Source organism: Glaciecola sp. 33A, assembly GCF_002836745.1.
GTDB lineage: Bacteria > Pseudomonadota > Gammaproteobacteria > Enterobacterales > Alteromonadaceae > Glaciecola.
The window spans coordinates 1-903 of the sequence record NZ_PJAR01000013.1; the positions used below are offsets into that span (position 1 = coordinate 1).

Annotated in this window: 1 pseudogene; it reads right to left on the reverse strand. The window is 41.5% G+C overall.

The features are described 5' to 3' along the window. Positions 1-107: 107 nt before the first annotated feature. A pseudogene (locus tag CXF81_RS19980) lies at positions 108-644 on the reverse strand (tyrosine-type recombinase/integrase). Between the last annotated feature and the right edge of the window lie 259 nt (positions 645-903).

Below are 903 nucleotides of genomic sequence, written 5' to 3' on the forward strand. Positions count from 1 at the left end.
GCGTACGTCCCCTTTTGCCGTGCACTTGCCCTTTGCGAACAGGGCGTTTCCGCCTATTAGTTGATAGGTCGCACTTCTATGCTAGAAGCGCGACATACTGGCTTTTGTTACGAATCAATTCCCTCTGATACCTCTAGTGCATCATCAACTTCTATACCCAGATATCTAACCGTACTTTCAAGTTTTGTATGACCGAGCAATCATTGGCAAACTCTCAAATTCTTGGTCTTTTTGTAAATAAGAGAAGGCTTTGTTCGCCTTATAGTATGCGTACCGTATTGAGTCGCGTCTAAGTTTATCGATTCAACCCAATGGTCAACAATCCGGCTATATTGTCGAGTTGATAAATAAACAGATGCTTTCACTCTCGATTTGAATAAGTAATCACTTGACGTCAATTGGTCTCGTTAGATTAACTGTGAGATAGATTCACGCGTGTTTTTCGTAATTTCAAACTGTACCGGTTGCCTAGTCTTTTGTTGAACTACCATTGCTCTGGATTGCACACTTAGTCCATGAGCAATATCACGTAGCCTCAGAGAAACTAGGTCACAAGCTCTTAACTTGCTGTCAATAGCTAGGTTAAATAGTGCTAAGTCTCTAACATTACCCGATAGCTCAAGTCGAATACGAATAGCCCAGATTTGCTGAAGTTTACGTGGGAGTTTTTGACCAACAAGCTTATTTTTATTTCAAGGTTCCTTTTGCCTATAAATTGTAATTTGATACATAGTGTCACCTCTTTCATATTTAGTTGATGTGGATGGATGACCACACTATTTAAAGATGGGCTATGTGCCGTGCTAAAGACAATTTTTCGCTCTACAGATAGTTCTAGGACAAGGAGCCAATAAGCTGGTTTGGCGAAAGCCGACTGTCGCCAGTGTCGTTGGTAGGGCGGCT